Genomic DNA, 20,173 nt, shown 5'->3' with positions numbered 1-20,173 from the left:
CTTGGTAAAAGAAGGGCCTCCCACCAGGATGAGAACAGGCAGAGAATATGAGTGAAAGTAAAGACCAAGAAAAAGCTAAGGGGCGTTTGTCTTTACGCCCAACAACTCTCGAGGGAAGGGAAGCGGGCCATACGGTAGATGCTGGTTCTGTAAGGCAGAGCTTTAGCCACGGGCGGTCGAAGGTTGTACAGGTAGAGGTTAGAAAAAAACGGAGTGTTCCCCCTGCAGCAGCGGGGGGAAGAAGGTTATCGGCGCTTTCAAAAAACAATGGAAAGGCCAGAGCCCTGACAGCTGAAGAGCTTGCGACACGTCAACGCGTGCTTGAAGAGCAGAAAGAGGCGCAAAAGCGTGCAGAAGAGCGCCTGGAGCAGGAGAAGATCTCTATTCTGTCCGCTGCGGAAGAAGAAAGAAAACGAGAAAAAGAGCAGTCTGCCCTCTCTAAAGAGGAGGTTTTTTCTTCTGCTTCTTCTGTTGAAGAAGAAACTTCTCCGTCAATTGCCGCCAAAGCTGTTTCTGAAAAGAAAGATCTCTCAGAAAAAATGTCTGAGGGCGTCAGTAAAGACTTATCTACTGATGAGGGAGAAAGTTCTGCCCAGCCTGGTGAAGAGAGCCAGTTCTCTGAAAATGATGAAGGCGCAAAGCTGGGTGAAATAACGTTAGCTCCTCGGCCAAAAAGGTTAAGGCCGTTAGCAGAACGGGCCATCATGCCTGCCACTCCTTCAGTAATCCAGGCCGATAAGAATGCTGTCAAAGCTAGGAGCAAATCCCAACCCATGGAGAATGATGGGGGAGAAAGTGCTTCGACCAAGGTACGTGCTCATGCAGAGACTTTACGGATGAAGGCTCCAAAGAACCAGGACTTTGATGAAGAAGGCCGGGGTTCTTTGCGCAAGGCTGGTGGTGCACCCGCAAAAAAATCCAATGGCTCACGCCGGAGTGGTGAGGGGAAACGCCTGGGTCGTATAGATGTGCAGGCTGCTATTGATGGAGATGATGACAAGACGCGTTCTCTGGCCTCGGTTCGCAGGCAAAGGGAGCGTGAGCGTCGCCAGGCTGAGCTGGAAAGGTTACGCTCCGATCAGGTTCGTGTGGTTCGTGAGGTGGTTTTACCTGAGACAATTACTGTTCAAGAGTTGGCTAACCGTATGGCTGCTCGCCAGGGTGAGGTTATTAAAGCCCTTATGAAGATGGGGGTCATGGCGACAGGGCCACAAATTATTGATGCCGATACTGCAGAGCTCGTGGTAGAAGAATTTGGCCATCGGGTTCGTCGGGTGGCTGAGAGTGACGTGGAAATCGGGATTGAGGGGATTGAAGATACCCCTGATCAGCTCAAGAAACGCCCTCCTGTCATTACCATTATGGGCCATGTTGACCATGGAAAAACCTCACTTTTGGATGCCTTGCGGACAACCGATGTTGTAGCAGGGGAAGCTGGTGGAATAACCCAACATATTGGGGCTTACCAGGTGACAATGGAAAATGGGGAAAAGATTACCTTCCTTGATACACCCGGTCACGAAGCTTTTACCTCCATGCGCATCAGGGGGGCTTCGGTAACAGATATTGTGGTGTTGGTGGTTGCGGCCGATGATGGGGTTATGCCTCAGACTGTAGAGGCCATTAAGCATGCCAAGGCCGCTAATGCCCCTATTATTGTTGCGATTAATAAATGTGACAAGCCTGATGCGAAGCCAGATCGTGTTCGTCAAGAGCTTCTGAATTACGAGATTGTGGTGGAAGCTATGGGGGGAGATACACAGGACGTAGAAATTTCTGCCAAAAAACGTGTAGGCTTAAAAGAATTAGAGGAGGCCATTCTTCTTCAGGCTGAAATTCTCGATCTTAAAGCCAACCCTAACCGCGTTGCAGAAGGAACCGTTATTGAAAGCCGTTTGGATAGGGGGCGTGGACCTGTTGCGACGGTTCTGGTTCAAAAAGGCACTTTACACCAAGGCGAAATTGTTGTGGCTGGTACAGAATGGGGTCGTGTTAGGGCTATGCTGGATGATAAAGGCCGCCAGCAGAAGCTTGCTGGGCCTTCCGTTCCGGTTGAGCTGCTTGGGATTACCGGCGTTCCTTCTGCTGGGGAACCTTTTGTGGTTGTGGAAAATGAAACCCGCGCTCGTGAGATTTCTGAATTCCGCCAACGCAAGAAAAAAGAAAAGCTAGCGGCTCAGCAAACAGCTGCTCGTGGTACAATGGATCAGATGTTTGCGCGTATTCAAGCTGGCGAACAAAAAGAAGTCGTCGTTCTGATTAAGGCTGATGTTCAGGGTTCTGCAGAGGCCATTCAGGCAACGGTTTTGAAGTTGGAACATGCAGAAGTAAAATTGCGGGTTGTGAATTCCGCTGTTGGTCAAATTACAGAAAGTGATGTGCAGCTGGCCAAGGCTTCAGATTCGATTATCATAGCCTTTAACGTGCGGGCAACCAGCCAGGCGAGGGAGCTCGCTGATGCAGAAGGGGTTGATATACGTTATTACTCTGTGATTTACCAAGTCGCAGATGATATTGAGCAGCTTATCAAAGGAAAGGTCGCCCCTAAACATAGGGAGAAATTCCTTGGTTATGCAGAAATACGCAAGGTGTTTGAAATTAGCAAAATTGGTAAGGTTGCCGGGTGTTTCGTTACCGAGGGTGTTGTAAAGCGTGGGTGTGGGGTTCGTCTCTTGAGGGATAATGTGGTCATTCATGAGGGTGAACTTAGCCAGCTTAAGCGCTTTAAGGATGATGTTCGGGAAGTCAATCGTGGCTATGAGTGTGGTTTATCCTTTACTGGGTATAACGATATTCGGGAAGGCGACGTGGTCGAATGCTATGAAATGGAAGTTATTCCAGCTTAAATTTATATTAGCTTTGACAGATAGAGAGAATAGATGAAACACGACTTATGGCAGTCGTCGGCCTCGCAAACGGCTTCTGGGCGTTCCCAGAGGCAATTGCGAGTGGCGGAGGAGATCCGTCATATATTGGCTGACTTGTTTATTAAAACAGAATTTCGGGATCCAGACCTTGTTAATGAGACTATTACTGTAACAGAGGTCAGAGTTTCACCGGATCTTAACCATGCAACCGTATTCGTCTCTAGATTAGGGCAAAAGGATGTGGAGGTTCTTCTTCCTGGCCTTAAGCGGGTGGCATCTTTTTTGCGCACCTCTTTGGGGCGCACTTTACGGTTAAGAACTGTTCCAGAGCTGCATTTTCAGCCTGATACCTCGCTAGATTATGCAATGGAAGTAGAAACCTTGCTTAAAGATCCTAAAGTGATGAGAGATATTACGAACAAACAAGTAAAAGGCTAGAGGAGTAAACGGTCTTTCTTTCTTGAGTTCAATTCTTACAAACAAAGCCTCTTTCCTAAAAGGAAGAGGCTTTATTGTTGATAGAAAATCGTATTGTTTTTTATGGTAAAGTGATACGGTCCGCTAGTTGTGTCAGGAGATTTTGCCCCATTTTTACGGTATCATCATCTGTAGCCGTTGGCCCGTGTGCAGTGAAATTGCCACTTTGGCGGGTCACCGGGATGGCCTGGTTTTTGGGAATAAGAGCCCAAGTCGCACTGAGTGTTCCATTCCCCTCCTCAGTGATGTCAAAACGGTTAATATTAATTTGGAGCGTATAGTTATATTCCTCCAATAATGGCTGGCTTGTTACATATAGGTTGAGATGTCGTTGGGCCAGCCTTGCAGTGATCAGGTCAGTAGCCCCAATGGAAAAGCGGCTTGCCAGTCGGCCTTCGCTGCTATGATCAAGAAGAACACCTCGCCGAACAGTAATATCAACGGTATCGAGGTAACTTGGCACTGCGACACGACTGACGGCAACCACGGTAGAGCTACTGGAGATGGGCAGGGCCCCTGTGGCAATAGCAGGCGAACCCAAGGTATAGAGTTTAATAGGGGGTGAGGCACACGCACTTATAGCGCCAAGAAGCAGAAAGGAAAAAATTTTAAAGGGTTTTACGTGTATCATTGGCGGCGTCCCATTAAAAGGAGTTGTGGGTTACGTTCGATTTCATTGGCAAACCCACGAAGGGATGCGGCGGTAGCGGCCAGATCATTAATACCAGCATTGAGATTCATACGTATTGTAGAACGGGGAGAAGAGATTTCCTGTAAGGCTTTGATCACCACTTGCGAATCCTTGATGGTCTGGTTTGAAGTAACAAGGAGGGTATGAAGTTCAGCCCCTCTCGCATTAATTTGGGTATCACTGTTTTTTGCCAGACGAGAGAGGTTGACCAATGTTAAGTCAAGCTTTTGGCTAACATCTCCCATCACGGTTTCTGATTTGCTTAGGGCCTTGTGAGCTTCCTCGGATGTTCCTTTAAAGCTTGCCAAAAGGTCTGGTAGGGTTGTGTCAAGCTTGTCTGCGAGGGACTTAATACTATGAAGAGAATTAACCAGGTTATGGGAAATTTCTTGTAAAGGGAGTTGGCTGATCTGTTTTGTAACCTGCTCGAAGGTAGAAGGTTCCGTTGGAATTTCCGGAAGAGAGGTAACATTTGGATGAAAGACAGGGGCAACGTCTCTTGCAAAATCAAGGTTAATTTGTGATTGGCCCGTTACAAAACTTTGCAAATTGAGCTGGGCCCGTAAGCCCAGTTCAATAAGCCTGGAAAACCGAATAGGAGAATCGTTTTCCGTATCCTTGTCTCGGCCGGTTACAGTAATTTTTGAAGGGTCGAGCTGAACAATAACGGGAATATAGGCAGTATGGGCTTTTCGGTCAAACTTAATGCTGATACTTTGAACAGAACCTACCTTTACCCCACGAAAAGTCACAGGGGCGCCTATACTCAGGCCGCTGATAGAGTCTTGGAAAACAACAGCGGCTCGGAAAGGCGATGAAAAAATATTAAATTTTCCAAAAAAGAAGATAACGCTTAAAAGGAGTATAAACCCACCCAGTACAAAAGCGCCAACAGTAGTTTTATTTGGTGATCCCATTAGACAGTTACCTTTATTCGTTATTTTCGAGACGTTCGCGGTTCATGAAAGCCGAGATAATTGGATTGGTACTATGCTCTTTTAAATATTCTGGTGCACCCAAGCCAATGGACGTTTTTGTTTCCGCATCGAGAAAAACACCGTCATCGACAATTGAAAACAAACTAGGCAGTTCGTGGCTAACCATAACAATGGTGGTACCCAATCCATCGCGAATGTTAAGGATAAGGTCATCAAGCCGTTTGGAGGTAATCGGATCCAGACCCGCTGAAGGCTCATCAAAAAACAGCACATCGGGGTCCAGGGCAAGGGCACGCGCTAAGCCTGCCCGTTTACGCATTCCCCCACTGAGTTCTGAAGGGTAAAGGTCAATCGCATAGTCCAACCCCACAAGAGCCAGTTTTAAGGCCACAAGTTTGCGGATATTTTGAGGGCTGATTTTTGTAAACATTTGTAAGGGAAGGGCCACATTCTCCCCAACGGTAAGAGAACTCCAAAGTGCAGGGTTTTGAAAAAGCACGCCAAACCGACGGCTAATTTTATCTCGCTCCTGTAAAGGGGTTTTCCAGAAATTTTTATCGCCAACAAAAAAGGCTCCTGCTTTGGGCTGTAAAAGGCCGATCATGGATTTCATGACGGTGCTTTTTCCACACCCACTAGGTCCCATAATGGCAAATATACTACCCTTTTTAATAGAAAAATTCAGATCATGCTGTACTATTTTACTTCCGAATCCCAAGGTCATATTCTGGACTTTTAATATGATATCTGGGTCTTTATGCGAAGAATTCTCGGCAGCCTGGAGAGAATTAGGTACGGCGGTCATTATATTCCAACCATATCAGCGATAACAGCAAAAACGGCATCAAGCGCAATTACACCAACAATACCCACAACAACGGCCTTTGTCGCAGCAATTCCTACATCAGCAGCGCTTCTGCCGGCAATAAGGCCAATACGGCAGCTGGAAATACCAATAAAGGCGCCAAATACAATACTTTTAGTAAAGCCAAAAACAAATTGGCTGAAAGTCACAGCTCCTAAAATGGCATTGATATAGCCAATAAGCGGATTCCCCAGCATAATGGCAATAATGGTATAGCCGCCAATTAACCCAATAAGACAGCCAAAAAGGTAGAGAATGGGCAGCATAAACACAAGCCCGATCATCGCTGGCAGAATAATATATTCTGAAACCGGAATTCCCATCACTGTTAAGGCATCAATTTCTTCGTTACCGAGCATGGTTGAAATTCTGGCTGCATAAGAGCCGCCTGTTCGTCCAGCCATAACAATGGCTGTCATGACAGGGGTCATTTCTCTAACCAGGGCAATACCAATCATGTTGGGGGTATAGGCTTCGGCGGCAAAACGCTGGAGCTGCAATGTTCCCACAAAAGCGAGAATGGCCCCGATCAGGAAATTGACAACCCCTACAATAATCAAGGCCGATGGCCCAGAATCCTGAAGATTTTGCCAAATATCTACTGTTCGTAGCTTGGCTTTTCGTAAAAAGGCCTTGTGAAGACCCATGAGACTTTGCCAAAAAATTAGGGAATTGGCACCAATTTCTGTTATCGCGAAAAGGGAGACATCTCCTAGCCACGCCAGTGGTGAGAGTTTTTTACGCTCTGTTGGATGGACGGTGTTGGTGTGGTCAGGAAGCAATTCAAACAGTTTTCGGGCGGAGTCTGTGATGCTGCTATGGTTGAAGGAAAGATGGGCATCTGCCGCCACCTGTTTTACTTCCCATAAAAAAGCAATTAAAGCAGTATCCCATTCTTGTATATTGTGCATATCAATATTAACGGGAACCCCTTGATGGGCTTCCTTGAAGCCATCTTCCGGGAAAGGTGGAATTTTGTTGGCCTTGGCTAACCACACGCCTGAGAGAACTAACGTATTCTTTCCTGAAGCGGTATCTAACGACCAGTCTGGCTGGGTTGAAGGCATAATTCTATTCCGAAAACAAAAAATTATAGATTTTGGTTTATAATAACCCGGTTATTTGTGCAAAATAAAATTTTACTCATAGTCTATTTTCACATTAACTAAAATTTAATAATTTTATCATGATGGTTAAAAAATATATCGCAGGCTCATTATCTTTGTCCACTCGTCATCTTTGTCCACTCGTCATCTTTGGCCAACGGGGGATCATCAAGGTAAGGATAGCTTCTATAGATAGACCTTAAGATAATAGGCCTTATAGCAGAAGGGGTAAATCATGTTACCTTGGCATATCCCTTTTTGAACTCTTATCGGCAAAGTTGGGTTTTGTCTTAAATAAAATACGATTATAAATATAATAGCGCCTTTTGGGGAGAATTTTGTAGTGATCATAAAAGAACGATGAGACGGCGGAGGGGCGAAGATATTCATGGCTGGCTTGTGGTGGATAAGCCGCTCAATATCAGTTCTGCTGCGGTAGTAGGCCAATTGCAAAAATATTTTAATGCTAAAAAAGTCGGTCATGGTGGGACGTTGGATCCGTTGGCATCCGGTTTGCTTCCCATTGCTTTTGGGCGAGCCACAAAAACAGTCCCTTACGTTATGGATGGCCTGAAAACTTACCGATTTACCCTAAAAATGGGGGAAGCACGTGATACAGACGATGCAGAAGGAAAAGTGATTGCGGTCTCCGATAAACGTCCCAGTGATCATGACCTCCACAAGGCCCTTGAGAATTTTCAAGGAACGATTATGCAAATTCCCCCGATCTATTCTGCATTAAAGGTTGGTGGGAAGAGGGCTTATGCGCTGGCCCGTGCCGGACAGGAGCTAGATATGGTGGCTCGGCCTGCCTATATCGACAGTTTCAAGCTTATTGAGCGCCTCACTGCAGATCTGGCGGTTTTTGAGGTGGTCTCAGGCAAGGGGGTCTATATGCGAGCTTTGGCCCGGGATATCGCCAAAAGCTGCGGGACAGTTGGCCATATTGTGGCATTAAGGAGACTGCATATTGGCCCTTTTTCAGAAAGCCATGCGATTTTACTGGACAAAATCCTTTTAAATGAAGAAAAAGAACAGACTCTGTCATTACTTTACCCTGTTTTAGTCGCGCTGGCCGACATCCCGGCGGTGTCTTTATCAGATGGTGAAGTGTTGCGTTTGAGAAATGGCCAGGCCTTAAACCTCCATCTCCAACAAGACCGTTTGCTACAGCTCTCTCCAGAGAAGGGGAAGGTTGTTCGAGCAATGAATGGGCAAGAGGTCATAGGATTGTGCTCTCTTGAAGAGGGATGGCTCAAGCCGAATCGGATTTTATAAAAGATATGAAAAGATGAAGGAGAGTATTGATGTCGATTACAGCGAACCGCCGCCAGGAATTGATAGGGGAATATAAACAAGGTGAGAAAGACACCGGTTCTCCAGAAGTGCAGGTAGCGCTTTTGAGTGAGCGCATTGTTAACCTGACTGAACATTTAAAAACCCATGCCAAGGATTTCCACTCACGTCGTGGGTTGCTTATTCTGGTTGGCCGCAGACGGAGTTTGCTGGACTACGTAAAGCGTAAAGATGTTGCACGTTACGAAGCTCTTATTCAGCGTTTAGGCTTGCGTCGGTAAATTTTGGGTTAGGTCCCCTTAGATTTTGCAGGCTGTCTTTGGTCAGTTACACATTCTTTACGCTTTATGGCTTGATTGGGATGGGTAAGTGTGGTGAAGTCAGCCTGTTTCAGCTCTGGAGAAAATCCGCTTTATCTCATGAGGTATCAGCGTTTCAGGCCACATGGTGCATTCTTAAAAGATTGTCCCACCATGCCGTCCGAGACGTTGAGAAAGGAACAACTGATGTTCCGTAGGATTTTGGCAGAATTTTCTTGAGAGTATGAATTGTTTAGTAAAATTATTTGGTAAATTTTTTATTCTATAAGCAGAACAGAAAACCAGCTCTATCAGCTATCACTGTTTATGCTGCATGAAAGAGGAATATGTTTAACTACTACCGCAAGGAAATTCAATGGGGTGGACGTCCCCTTATTCTTGAAACCGGCAAAATTGCCCGCCAGGCCGATGGCGCTGTCATGGCAACTTATGGGGACACCATTGTTCTGTGTACAGCTGTGGGGGCAAAATCGGTAAAACCTGGTCAGGATTTTTTTCCGCTAACCGTCAACTATCAGGAAAAGGCCTTTGCTGCAGGGAAAATTCCAGGGGGTTTTTTTAAGCGTGAAGGACGCCCCAGTGAAAATGAAACGCTCGTTTCTCGTCTGATTGACCGCCCCATTCGGCCGCTTTTTCCTGAAAACTTCAAAAATGAAGTTCAGGTTATTGCGACAGTCCTGAGCCATGATATGGAAAATGATCCCGATATCGTAGCCCTGATCGGGTGTTCTGCGGCGCTAACGCTTTCTGGTATTCCGTTTTTCGGCCCTGTAGCCGGTTGTAAAGTAGGCTATAAAGATGGCGCCTATATTCTGAATCCTACTTTAGAAGAACGGAAAACTTCACAGCTGGATTTGGTTGTGGCGGGCACAGCAGAAGGTGTTCTGATGGTTGAGTCCGAAGCAAAGGAACTCAGTGAGGAGATAATGCTGGGGGCTGTAACTTTTGGCCATGAGGCAAGCCAGGCTGTCATTGATGCTATTATTTCCTTGGCTGAACATGCGGCAAAACAGCCTTGGGATTTACCAGAGCCAACAGATGAAGAGCTTTCTCTTAAAGCGAGGGTGGAATCTCTGGCTCGTAAGCCTTTGATGAAAGCTTATAAGGAAAAAGCCAAACAGGCACGGCATGAAAAAATTGATGCTGTTAAAAAAAGCGTCATCGAAAAGCTGGATAGTGAGGAGCTGGATGGAGAGTCTGCTCTGCCTTTTCTTAAAGATCTGGAAGCCGATATTGTTCGTACCGCAATTCTGGAAACTGGAAATCGTATAGATGGCCGAGACCTGGTTACCGTTCGGCCCATTATATCAGAAGTAGGGGTTTTACCGCGTGCGCATGGTTCTGCCTTATTCACCCGGGGTGAAACTCAGGCGCTGGTAGTGGCCACTTTGGGGACAAGCCAAGATGAGCAGGTGGTTGATGCGCTTGAAGGTGAGAGCCGTTCTAACTTTATGCTTCACTATAATTTTCCGCCTTACTCTGTTGGCGAGTGTGGGCGGATTGGCTCTCCCGGGCGGCGGGAAATTGGCCATGGTAAACTAGCCTGGCGGGCCATTCATCCTTTACTGCCGGAAAAAGAAAGCTTCCCTTATACAATGCGTATTGTTTCTGAAATTACAGAAAGCAATGGCTCTTCTTCCATGGCAACAGTTTGTGGAACATCCCTGGCGTTAATGGATGCTGGCGTGCCTTTACATCGCCCAGTGGCTGGAATTGCCATGGGGTTGATTAAAGAGGGGGAAGGGTTTGCCGTTCTTACCGATATTCTCGGTGATGAAGACCATCTCGGCGATATGGACTTTAAGGTTGCCGGAACAGACCGTGGTGTTACGGCCTTGCAGATGGATATTAAAATTACATCCATCACGGCTGAAATTATGAAAATTGCCTTAGAGCAGGCCCGTGCAGGGCGGATGCATATTCTGGAGGAAATGGCCAAGGCCCTTACAGAGGGGCGGGAGCAGGTTGCTGCTACAGCACCACGCATTACCATTATTACCGTGCCAAAAGAAAAAATCCGCGATGTGATTGGAACAGGTGGTAAAACCATTCGCGAAATTGTGGAATATTCCGGTGCTAAAATCGATATTAGCGATGATGGTACTGTGAAAATTGCTTCCACCTCAGAAGAGCAAACCCAAAAAGCAGTGGAGCGGATTCAGTCTTTAACGATGGAACCCGAAGTGGGTATGGTTTATGCTGGTAAGGTTGTAAAAACAGCTGATTTTGGTGCCTTTGTGAATTTTATGGGTGCGCGTGATGGCTTGGTTCATATTTCTGAACTGGCCGCAGGGCGTGTGGCCAAAACAACAGATGTTGTTAATATGGGCGATACGGTTTGGGTCAAGGTTATCGGGTTTGATGATCGCGGCAAAATCAAGCTTTCAATGCGGGTTGTTGACCAGCAGACCGGTAAAGATATCAGCAAGGAAGTTGGCGCCAAACCTACCCGTACACGGGAATAACCCATTGTAACAAGGGTATGGAAAGGCGGTATTCCTATGGTTGTTATCCCTATTCAAAGCTGGTTTTGTTTGTGTATGGGTTATAACCTCCATAGGGGTTTCAAAGGGTCTGTTTTGCTCTAAGGGGCGTAAAAGGGAATGAGAGCGATCAATACGATTCGCATGGGAGGCATTGAGGTTCTACCTTTAATTGAAGGTGGAAAAGGGATTTCTGCTTCTACAGGACTTTCAGCAGGGCACTGGGCTTCGACTGGGGGGGTTGGTACCCTTTCAGCTGTTAATGCGGATAGTTATGATGGGAATGGGAACATTATCCCGCAGATCTATAAGGCAAAGACCCGCCGAGAGCGGCAGCTGGAATTGATTGATTATGCGGTAGAAGGGGGGATTGCCCAGGTTGAAATTGCTCATGAGCTTTCTGGGGGACGGGGGCGGGTGCATGCCAATTTCCTTTGGGAAATGGGTGCTGCTGAAACCATTGTCACGCGTATCCTCGAATCGACTAAAGGTCTGGTTCATGGCCTGACATGTGGGGCAGGAATGCCCTATAGGCTTTCAGATATCGCTGCAAAATTTAATATTTATTATTATCCAATTGTCTCATCTGGCCGTGCCTTTCAAGCATTATGGAAGCGTTCCTACCATAAAACGGGGGAACTGCTAGGAGGGGTGGTTTATGAGGACCCCTGGCGGGCAGGTGGTCATAATGGTCTGTCTAATAGTGAAAACCCGCTAGAACCTCAAGATGCGTATCCTCGCGTTGTAGAGTTGCGCCGGGTCATGACTCTTCTGGGGTTAAAAGATGTACCTATTATTATGGCAGGGGGGGTATGGTGGTTGGAGGAATGGGAACACTGGCTAGATAATCCAGAGATTGGCCCTGTAGCTTTTCAGTTTGGTACACGCCCCCTTCTTACAAAAGAAAGCCCCATTCCCATGGCTTGGAAAAGGCGTTTGAGAACCTTAAAGAAAGGGGATGTGTATTTAAATCGCTTTTCCCCTACGGGATTTTATTCTTCAGCTGTGAATAATGCCTTTATTCAAGAACTCAGGGAGCGCTCAGAAAGACAGGTCGCCTATTCTTCTGAGCCTACAGATCTTCATACTGTACCCTATGGGGTAGGCCCACGAAAAAGGCTGGTTTTTATCACGCCTGAAGATGTGGTACGAATACAGGAATGGGAAAAAGAGGGGTTTACCGAGGCATTACGAACACCCGACTCGACCCTAGTTTTTGTTGCTCCTGAAAAGGCCTACGAAATTCAGCAAGATCAGGCCAATTGTATGGGGTGTCTTTCGGAATGCCGTTTTTCTAATTGGCAGCAGAAAGCGCCCAATTATACAACAGGGCGCCGGGCGGATCCTCGTTCTTTCTGTATTCAAAAAACCCTGCAGACGATTGCCCATATTGAAGGTGATGGTGGTGAAGAGATAGCTGACCATAACCTTATGTTTGGCGGTACAAATGCCTGGCGTTTCGCAGAAGATCCCTTCTATGCCAATGGTTATATCCCTACAGTAAAAGAACTCATCGAGCGGATTTTAACAGGGAAATAGATCCAATCTTGTTTTTTATAAAACTCGTTCTATTCTAATAGACTGTCCTTTTAAAAGCGGCGGTGAGGAATGGTGCTTACCTTACACACCCTAAAACACAGTGAAGAGGGGTGACCAGGTTTTTGATCCCTGGCCATTCTGCTTTCTCTCCAAGGAAGAGTCGTTACAGATCCTTAGGGGTTGTCTGTAAAGGCCATGCTTGCGCCTAAGGCTAGGATTTCCTCTGTCATCTGATGGTCTGAGACTCGGTATGGAAGGACTATTCTTGGAAGCAGAAAATGATGCCAACCGTTTTCTTCTTTCATGCTCATCTTTCCATTAAGGGGTCTATCACGTTATTTCTGTCGCGCTACTTTTGTGAGGGTGCGGAAAGTCTCGGTGACAGATAGGGTATTCTGAGTATTCCTGTAGATGACGGGGTGATATCTCAGATTGGAGAAGTTATTACGCATACCAATTCTGCTAAATGGTTATCCGTGAAGGAATGGTTTGCCCTGGAAAAGACCTTCTCGCCTCTAGAAGCTTACGATTGAGAGAGACGATCCTAAACAAGGGATGATTTTTAGAGCCGCAGAACGTATGCCATAAATACGCAAGAGGGCAATGGAGAAGAGAACCTCGTAAAAAAGAGCAAAAGGCTTTCCACCAAAAGAGTTATGAAAGGTGGGGTTTTTGCGCGCTCACTTACTCGCATGCTGAAGTATCCCTAACCCGTAGCAATGATTGGTTAAAATAGGGGACTTACCCCATGCGTGTTATTCTGCTTAATTTATGAGGAGAAGGGGGGTGTAACAAACATTTTCTTATAGTTTCTGGTGTTTCTTTGTCAGCTAGTATTCCATTTGGGTGGCAAAACCCGGCACCTCTAGTGTTTGGTTGTATAAGGGAAAGGGGTTATCTGAGTTCACGATAACTCTCTTACCATATAATTCCCTCATCATGGAGCCAAAGGGCATCAGTGATTACTATTTTGTCGAGGGAATGGCTTCGGTTTTTTAAACATCTTGGGCAATCCCGTAGTCTATCCGTTCATGATCTCTTTTCGAGGTCAGCCGGTTTGGTTCTTGGCCATAGGGGAAGGGAAACCAGAAAAACCCTTGTCATAAGGGTGAAAAAATCTGAACGCTTGCTAAAGTGGGCTTTCAATAAGAAGACAGGCAATGAAACAGAATTCATCGAGGGTATGCTTCAGAATCCTTTTTCGGGGGGATATAACGATAATAGCGGTAAAACCCTATAGGCGTAATGGGGCAAAGCCGGTAAGCTTAAGTTCCAGTGTTGAGTTTGAAAAATAATAAAAACTCTTCTCAATATTACCCTGCCTCATCCGAGAATGCTTCCTCAACCCTGAAAAGCAAGCCTTCCTCTGGCTGTCATGTGCACTATTGACTCTTTTTGGGTAACGGAATGATAGGCAAAATCTTGAGTAACAGAGCGAGGCGCTGAACGTTATTTTCTCCTTCGGCACCATAAATCATAGTGGGATGGAGCAGAACACCCTTTCGGTTTGACTGGAGAAAGGCTTTTTCATCGGCTATAACTCCCTTCCCATTCTAGCATGCTCTCACCATTGGCGGGAGCTAGGCCAAAAGGGGAAAGAAGGGATGATGTTCTCCTAACAACGCTTCATCCTCACTGAAGACCTGCTCAAAATTTATATTCCAATCTCCTGATCATGCCAAACTCATAAGCGGACTTTCACAGCTAGGGGACACAGCCAGGGGATGTGAATTATAATGATGCTAGGGGAGATTATGGGTTGTTAAGATGTTGAGGCTCGGAATGAAAGTGGGCCATAGCCTTTGCTCCAATATCTTGGCGCCAAATACCATCTTGCCAGTGGATTTTCTCAATCGCTTGGTAGGCTTTTTTAAGGGCTTCACGCAGCGTTGGCGCTGTGGCACAAACGCTGAGTACGCGCCCTCCATTGCCGATAAGGGTATTGTGCTCATTATATTTGGTGGCGGCCTGGAAAATAAAGACATCTGGTAGAGAAGCGGCCTCTTGGAGGCCCGTGATTGGCGAGCCTGTGGCAGGTTTCCCAGGATATCCTCTTCCTGCCAAGACTATGCAGGCGGAAAAATCTTCTGAAAATTGAACAAGTTTTGTGGGGAGGTGTCCTTGCGCTACCCCATAAAGAGCTTCCAGAAGGTCGCTTTTAAGACGGATAAGAAGGGTTTGTGCTTCGGGGTCACCAAAACGGGTATTATATTCAATCAATTTCGGGCCATTTTGGGTGAGCATGAGGCCAGCAAAAATAATACCTCGAAAGGGGATACCACGGCGTTTCATTTCCGTAAGCATAGGAGTAATGACACTTTGAAGGGCTTTTTGCTGAGCCTTATGGTCAAAAAAAGGTGGAGGAGAAATGGCTCCCATCCCTCCGGTATTGGGGCCGGTATCGTTCTCTCCAATTCTTTTATGGTCTTGGGCTGCCCCGATGAGAGAGGCACTCTGGCCATCACAAAACGCAAAAAGGGAGACTTCTTCCCCTTGTAAAAACTCTTCTATAACGATGGAATGCCCCGCATGGCCAACTGTTTTGCCATCCATCATATCCGATATTGCTGCTAGAGCCTCCTCTCGGGTGGAGGCAATGATGACGCCTTTTCCTGCAGCAAGTCCATCGGCTTTAATCACCATGGGAAGGGGATGTGTTTGGGCATAGGAAAGGGCATCGACCTTGTTGGTAAATTGTTTCCATTGGGCGGTGGGAATATGGGCAGAATCACAAATGGTTTTGGTAAAATGCTTGCTTCCCTCCAATTGTGCAGCCTGCTGGGTAGGACCAGCACAAAGAATACCAGCTTGAATACACAAATCGGCCAGGCCAGCCACTAAAGGAGCTTCGGGACCTGGAACAACCAGATCAATCTTTTCTGCCTGGGCAAATTTTATAAGGGCAGGAACATCTTCAGCCTGAATGGGAATATTTTGCCCTAAGGATTCAGTGCCTGGATTACCTGGGGCTATAAACAGCTTTTCCAATAAAGGGGATTGGGCAATTGCCGCTGCCATAGCATGTTCACGTGCTCCAGACCCAACCAGCAAGACCTTCATAATGTTCTCCCCAATGCTTAAGGACTAGTGGAAATTATTTTAGAAAACAGGTATTCTTTTCTTGGTAATGGTAGAGAGATGTAGCATATTCTGCCCCTATGAACGAAGAGATATTTCCCCCCCCATCCCAACTTGAAGCCGATAATATCCCGCAATATAGCGTGTCTGAAATTTCAGGCTCTATTAAGCGTGTGCTTGAAGGAGCGTTTGGGCGAATACGGGTGAGGGGAGAAATTACGGAGTTCAAGAAATATTCCTCTGGCCATATGTATTTTTCATTAAAAGATGAAGGAGGAAAGATTGCCGCCGTGATCTGGCGTGGCGTGGCATCGCGCTTAAAGCTGACACCTGAAAATGGGTTGGAAGTGGTTGCGACAGGGAAAATTTCTTCCTATGGCGAACGCTCATCTTACCAGTTAATGGTCGATATGCTGGATTATGCTGGTGAAGGGGCTATTTTGGCCCGTATCGAACGATTACGGCTTAAGCTTGCCGAGGAAGGGATTTTTGATGAAGCGCATAAACGCCCCCTTCCTTTCTTACCGAACGTTATCGGGGTTATAACATCTCTGCAAGGGGCAGTGCTGCATGATATCCAGATTACTTTGGCCCGGCGGTTTTCGCGACATCTTATAATATGGCCAGTCGCTGTCCAGGGTGCAGGCGCAGCAGAACAAATTGCCGCTGCGGTAGAGGGGTTCAATATCATGGCAGAAAAAGAAGCCATACCCCGTGTTGACCTGTTAATTGTGGCTCGTGGGGGGGGCTCTCTTGAAGACCTCATGGCCTTTAATGACGAGGCCGTGGTCAGGGCTGTTGCGGCCTCTCATATCCCTGTTATTTCAGCAGTTGGACATGAAACAGATACCACCCTGATAGATTTTGTTGCCGATCGTAGGGCCCCCACTCCTACGGCTGCAGCAGAAATTGCTGTGCCCATTTATACAGATCTTCTGGCGGATCTTACCCAAAAGCAGGCTCGGTTGATGGGGGGAATAGGGAAAACCTTGCAGCAGGCGCATTTGCGTTTAAGCCGGATGGAGTCCGCCTTGCCCGATCTTCCTGCGATTTTGCAGGGTTTTCGCATGCGTCTGGATGATCGTAGCCACAGGTTGGGTCTTGCTCTGCCCATTTTGATAGAAAGAAAAAAAACGCAACTGGAAAGATCTGGAAAAGAGCTTATCGGATCTTTTCAGGGAATAGAGCGCAACAGGCACAAAGTTTTTCTTCTCCATGCTCGCCTTGAAGGCGCCATGCAAGGGTGCTTGCAGCTGGCTGAACGGAAATATCAACGATGCTCGCTTGCTCCTTCACTTTTACAAATGGTTTTACGACACTCTCAGGCGCGTTTACAGACAGCCTCTTCCGTATTGGAGGCGACCTCTCCGTTAGCGGTGTTATCGCGGGGGTATGTGGCTGTTAAAAACATCAGTGGGAAAATGGTTGTGGCCGCAAAGGGAATACGAGCAGGGGCCAAACTGATACTGGTTTTTGCAGATGGCAAAAAAACTGTTACAGTTCAGAAGGATCCTGCAAAAAATGCACAGCAGAACCTAGAATTGTAATTTGGTAGAGAAGAGCAAGTCCATTATAAAGGAAAAACTTTATCATAGCGAATGGGTGCAAGCCTCTTTTGTGACAGGGAAAACTTTTTTAGCCAAAGAAGCAAGGAGCTAGGCTTTTTTAGAGTGATGAACATTCTGGAGTTATGATAAGCAGGCACAAAAACATAATATATTTCAAGGATATGTTTTGTGGAAACGATGTTGAGTGAGTTTAATATATTTGGTGTATTTATTGCCCCTGTCGCTGTGTATGCAGTTGCTGCGCTTTTTGTTTTCCTCATTGTCAGAAACCTTATTCGTCTCTTGGGCTTAGCTGGGTGGTTTTGGCATTTTTCCTTGTTTGAAGTCTCACTTTATGCATGCATTGTCTGTTTGTTGGTGAAATATCTGTAGGGCGATCTCTATTATGGAAAGAGTTTAAGCGATACTATGTTAGTGTTTAAAGCGATCGTTCGTATTGGATTAACCCTTTTTGTTGTAACTTCGGCTATATTTTTAGCCATAGAGCTGTGGCAAACCTATATGTTGGCCCCATGGACACGCGATGGTCGCGTGCGGGTGTATGTGGTAGATATTGCCCCGGAAGTGGAAGGTACGGTTGTTCGCCTGCCTGTCGTTGATAACCAATATGTCCATAAGGGAGATCCTCTTTTTGTGCTTGATCCGGTTCGTTTCCGAATTGCCGTTCGGGCAGCCCAAGCTAGCCTTGACCGTGCTGAAGAACAGCTTAAGATTAACCAAAGGAATTCTCGCCGCCGCATGGGGCTGGGGGGAATTGTTTCTGCAGAAGAGCAGGAAAATTTTAACACAACCGCAGCCATTTCTGTTGCAGAGGTTAATGCGGCCAGGGCCAATCTGGACAAGGCCAAGATCGACCTTCAGCGTTCTGTGCTCTATTCCCCTGTGAATGGATATGTTACAAACCTTAACTTACGGGTGGGAGATTTTGTAACGGTGGGGCAAAGGCGTCTTGCCGTTATCGACTCCGATTCCTTTTGGGTAAATGCTTATTTTGAAGAGACAAAAATGTGGGGCGTTCATGTGGGGGATGCCGTAAGGGTAAAGCTTATGGGATATAAGCAGATCATTCCTGGCCACGTGGTGAGTATTGCCCGCGGGATTAACGACCAAAACAGCAATCCAGATGGGTTGGGCTTACAAGATGTTAACCCCATTTTTACCTGGGTACGGTTGGCACAGCGTATTCCCGTTCGCGTGCATTTGGACCATGTTCCTGAAACGATTGCCCTGACTGCCGGAATGACAGCAACGGTTGTTGTTGGCCCAGAGGACAGAAATCGAAGAGGTTGGCTTACAACCTGGTTGCAATATCATTTATAAGAACAAAAAACGAGCTGCTGTGTTTGAAATTTTTAAACAAAAAACAAAAAAAAACATTCTTGCGCTAGGAACATCTTTTGTTCTGTCGGCCTGTACTGTTGGTCCCAATTTTGAACCCGACCACATGAAGTTACCCGAAAATTGGAAAGAGCACAAAGCCACTCCTGAAGAGATTGAACGTACGAATAAGGAGATGATCTCCTGGTGGTCGTTGTTTCATGATCCCCTTTTGGACCAATTGGTAAAAAGGGCGGTGGAGGGGAACTATAATTTACAAATTGCTGGCCAACGTATTCTTGCTGCCAAGGCCATGAGAGATCGTTATACGGCTGAGTGGTATCCTCAAGGGGAAGTGGTGACTTCGGGCGGTGTGGATCGGTTTTCAACATCTCTGGGAAATTGGCCTATTGCTGGTTATCCAAGCACATATCCCTTTATGGCGTATGGCCCAAACGTTACCTGGCAGCTGGATGTTTTTGGTCGTATTCGCAGAGAGGTAGAAGCCCAAGAAGATGTTATCGGGCAGAATATAGAAGCCCGCCGCAGTGTGATGGTCACGATTCTGGCTGAATTAGCCAGTGATTACATGCTCTTGCGTTCCACCCAGCTCCAGTTAAAAATTGCTGATGACAATATTAGAGTTGCCCAGGACAACGTCAATCTTGTCAGTAAGCTTTACCAAAAAGGGGTGGGCAATACTTTGCAGATTGCCCAGGCCAATTCGGAATTACATGCCCAACTTGGGGCAAGAGAGCCGTTAAAAACAAGGATTTCCCAGGTTACGCATGCAATTGATGTTCTGCTTGGTCAGATGCCAGGGACGTCCGAAGATATGCTTAAAATTGCAGGCCCAATGCCGGTCGTGCCAGAACTCCCCGCGACGCTTCCTACCATTGTCGTAGCAAACCGCCCAGATATCCGCCAGGCTGAAAGGCGGTATGCCGAAGCTATGGCTCGTATTGGGGTGGCTGTTTCCAATATGTATCCCAATTTCACCTTGCCTTTATCTTTTCAACCGCAATTTTCAGCTTTTCATCAGTTTTTTAATGCGTCGAGTTTCTTTTGGCAGTTTATTCTCTCTATTTCCACTCCCATCATGCAGGGGGGAAAATTAACGGCAGAAGTCCAGTCTGCACAGGCAGAGGCAGAAGCCACTAGGCTGGCCTATCGACAGACAATTTTGACAGCGTTTAAGGAGGTAGAGGATGCTTTTGCAGCTTGGAACGATGACGAAGAACGGGAAAAGTTTTTGCGAAGATCTTCTGAAGACAGTCAGTTAGCGAGCGATCGGGCGAAAAAACTGTATAAAGCTGGTCTTACGGGCTATTTAGAAGTGCTTACAACCCAACGTACAGCACTTTCTGCACAAAATGCTCATGTTTTATCGCGGCTAGAGCGTTTACAAGATGCCGTAAGGTTATATTCTGCCTTAGGGGCAGGGTGGCGTGGAATAGCCTTAACGAGCACAGAACTTCCCATTAACACGACAGAGCAAAATATATTGGCAAAAGCATTTACCCAGTAAACTTATCAGTAAGACGTAAACTCATAAGCAAGGCAAAAAGGGTGAAGTTTTGAGTGCGGATTTAGAGCCCGTGGTGGAGCAAAATCTTCTAGGCAGACAA

Annotated in this window: 15 protein-coding genes and 3 pseudogenes; 11 read left to right on the top strand and 7 right to left on the bottom strand. The window is 46.5% G+C overall.

Features of this window, described 5'->3' with window-relative positions:
- Positions 1–47 precede the first annotated feature (47 nt).
- The 3 genes and pseudogenes from JGUZn3_RS12780 to rbfA all read left to right on the top strand — a co-directional run.
- Positions 48–719: pseudogene (locus JGUZn3_RS12780) on the top strand (translation initiation factor IF-2 associated domain-containing protein); the annotation flags it as partial.
- A gap of 168 nt (positions 720–887) precedes the next feature.
- Positions 888–2,846: pseudogene (infB, locus tag JGUZn3_RS02250) on the top strand (translation initiation factor IF-2); the annotation flags it as partial.
- A 33-nt stretch (positions 2,847–2,879) separates the two neighbouring features.
- Positions 2,880–3,305, top strand: coding sequence for a 30S ribosome-binding factor RbfA (rbfA, locus tag JGUZn3_RS02245; RefSeq protein ID WP_203414136.1), 426 nt, complete (start codon positions 2,880–2,882; stop codon positions 3,303–3,305).
- 100 nt (positions 3,306–3,405) lie between these two features.
- On the opposite strand, the gene JGUZn3_RS02240 is transcribed toward rbfA, so the two are convergent.
- Genes JGUZn3_RS02240 through JGUZn3_RS02225 form a run of 4 tightly spaced genes read right to left on the bottom strand, consistent with a single transcriptional unit; the run spans position 3,406 to position 6,905 of the window.
- Complete coding sequence (locus JGUZn3_RS02240) at positions 3,406–3,975, bottom strand: PqiC family protein (protein WP_203414135.1); 570 nt, start codon at positions 3,973–3,975, stop codon at positions 3,406–3,408.
- Positions 3,972–4,952 (bottom strand): MlaD family protein, encoded by a 981-nt coding sequence (locus JGUZn3_RS02235; RefSeq protein ID WP_203414134.1) that lies wholly within the window; start codon positions 4,950–4,952, stop codon positions 3,972–3,974. Before JGUZn3_RS02235 ends, JGUZn3_RS02240 begins: the two co-directional genes overlap by 4 nt.
- Positions 4,953–4,965: 13 nt before the next feature.
- Positions 4,966–5,778: an ABC transporter ATP-binding protein gene (locus tag JGUZn3_RS02230; RefSeq protein ID WP_203414133.1), complete on the bottom strand. Its 813-nt coding sequence runs from the start codon at positions 5,776–5,778 to the stop codon at positions 4,966–4,968.
- Positions 5,778–6,905: an ABC transporter permease gene (locus JGUZn3_RS02225; RefSeq protein ID WP_203414132.1), complete on the bottom strand. Its 1,128-nt coding sequence runs from the start codon at positions 6,903–6,905 to the stop codon at positions 5,778–5,780. The genes JGUZn3_RS02230 and JGUZn3_RS02225 overlap by 1 nt, the downstream gene beginning before the upstream one ends.
- A gap of 399 nt (positions 6,906–7,304) precedes the next feature.
- Between JGUZn3_RS02225 and truB the strand changes: the two genes are divergently transcribed.
- From truB to JGUZn3_RS02205, 4 genes are all read left to right on the top strand, one after another.
- A complete protein-coding gene (gene truB, locus JGUZn3_RS02220; protein ID WP_203414131.1) occupies positions 7,305–8,222 on the top strand; it encodes a tRNA pseudouridine(55) synthase TruB in 918 nt (305 codons plus the stop codon).
- Positions 8,223–8,251: 29 nt separating this feature from the next.
- Positions 8,252–8,521, top strand: a complete 270-nt coding sequence (gene rpsO, locus JGUZn3_RS02215; protein WP_203414130.1) for a 30S ribosomal protein S15 — start codon at positions 8,252–8,254, stop codon at positions 8,519–8,521.
- A 365-nt stretch (positions 8,522–8,886) separates the two neighbouring features.
- Positions 8,887–11,025 (top strand): polyribonucleotide nucleotidyltransferase, encoded by a 2,139-nt coding sequence (gene pnp, locus JGUZn3_RS02210; protein WP_203414129.1) that lies wholly within the window; start codon positions 8,887–8,889, stop codon positions 11,023–11,025.
- A gap of 138 nt (positions 11,026–11,163) precedes the next feature.
- Positions 11,164–12,582, top strand: a complete 1,419-nt coding sequence (locus JGUZn3_RS02205; protein ID WP_203414128.1) for an NAD(P)H-dependent flavin oxidoreductase — start codon at positions 11,164–11,166, stop codon at positions 12,580–12,582.
- Between the two features lie 173 nt (positions 12,583–12,755).
- On the opposite strand, the gene JGUZn3_RS12555 is transcribed toward JGUZn3_RS02205, so the two are convergent.
- From JGUZn3_RS12555 to purD, 3 genes and pseudogenes are all read right to left on the bottom strand, one after another.
- Positions 12,756–12,887, bottom strand: a complete 132-nt coding sequence (locus JGUZn3_RS12555) for a hypothetical protein (protein ID WP_275402849.1) — start codon at positions 12,885–12,887, stop codon at positions 12,756–12,758.
- A gap of 1,092 nt (positions 12,888–13,979) precedes the next feature.
- A pseudogene (locus JGUZn3_RS12245) lies at positions 13,980–14,135 on the bottom strand (NADH-ubiquinone oxidoreductase); the annotation flags it as partial.
- A gap of 199 nt (positions 14,136–14,334) precedes the next feature.
- Positions 14,335–15,642, bottom strand: coding sequence for a phosphoribosylamine--glycine ligase (purD, locus tag JGUZn3_RS02200; RefSeq protein ID WP_203414127.1), 1,308 nt, complete (start codon positions 15,640–15,642; stop codon positions 14,335–14,337).
- A 98-nt stretch (positions 15,643–15,740) separates the two neighbouring features.
- On the opposite strand from purD, the gene xseA reads away from it, so the two are divergent.
- From xseA to JGUZn3_RS02180, 4 genes are all read left to right on the top strand, one after another.
- Positions 15,741–17,207: an exodeoxyribonuclease VII large subunit gene (gene xseA / locus JGUZn3_RS02195; RefSeq protein WP_203414126.1), complete on the top strand. Its 1,467-nt coding sequence runs from the start codon at positions 15,741–15,743 to the stop codon at positions 17,205–17,207.
- A gap of 198 nt (positions 17,208–17,405) precedes the next feature.
- Complete coding sequence (locus JGUZn3_RS02190) at positions 17,406–17,600, top strand: DUF1656 domain-containing protein (protein WP_203414749.1); 195 nt, start codon at positions 17,406–17,408, stop codon at positions 17,598–17,600.
- Positions 17,601–17,636: 36 nt separating this feature from the next.
- Positions 17,637–18,548 (top strand): HlyD family efflux transporter periplasmic adaptor subunit, encoded by a 912-nt coding sequence (locus JGUZn3_RS02185; RefSeq protein ID WP_203414125.1) that lies wholly within the window; start codon positions 17,637–17,639, stop codon positions 18,546–18,548.
- Between the two features lie 19 nt (positions 18,549–18,567).
- On the top strand, positions 18,568–20,073 hold the full coding sequence (locus JGUZn3_RS02180; RefSeq protein WP_238996864.1) for an efflux transporter outer membrane subunit: 1,506 nt from the start codon (positions 18,568–18,570) through the stop codon (positions 20,071–20,073).
- Positions 20,074–20,173 lie beyond the last annotated feature (100 nt).

The organism is Entomobacter blattae (genome assembly GCF_014672835.1).
Lineage (GTDB): Bacteria > Pseudomonadota > Alphaproteobacteria > Acetobacterales > Acetobacteraceae > Entomobacter > Entomobacter blattae.
Note: the sequence above shows the minus strand (reverse complement) of the source record. Positions and strands in the feature narration are given on the sequence as shown.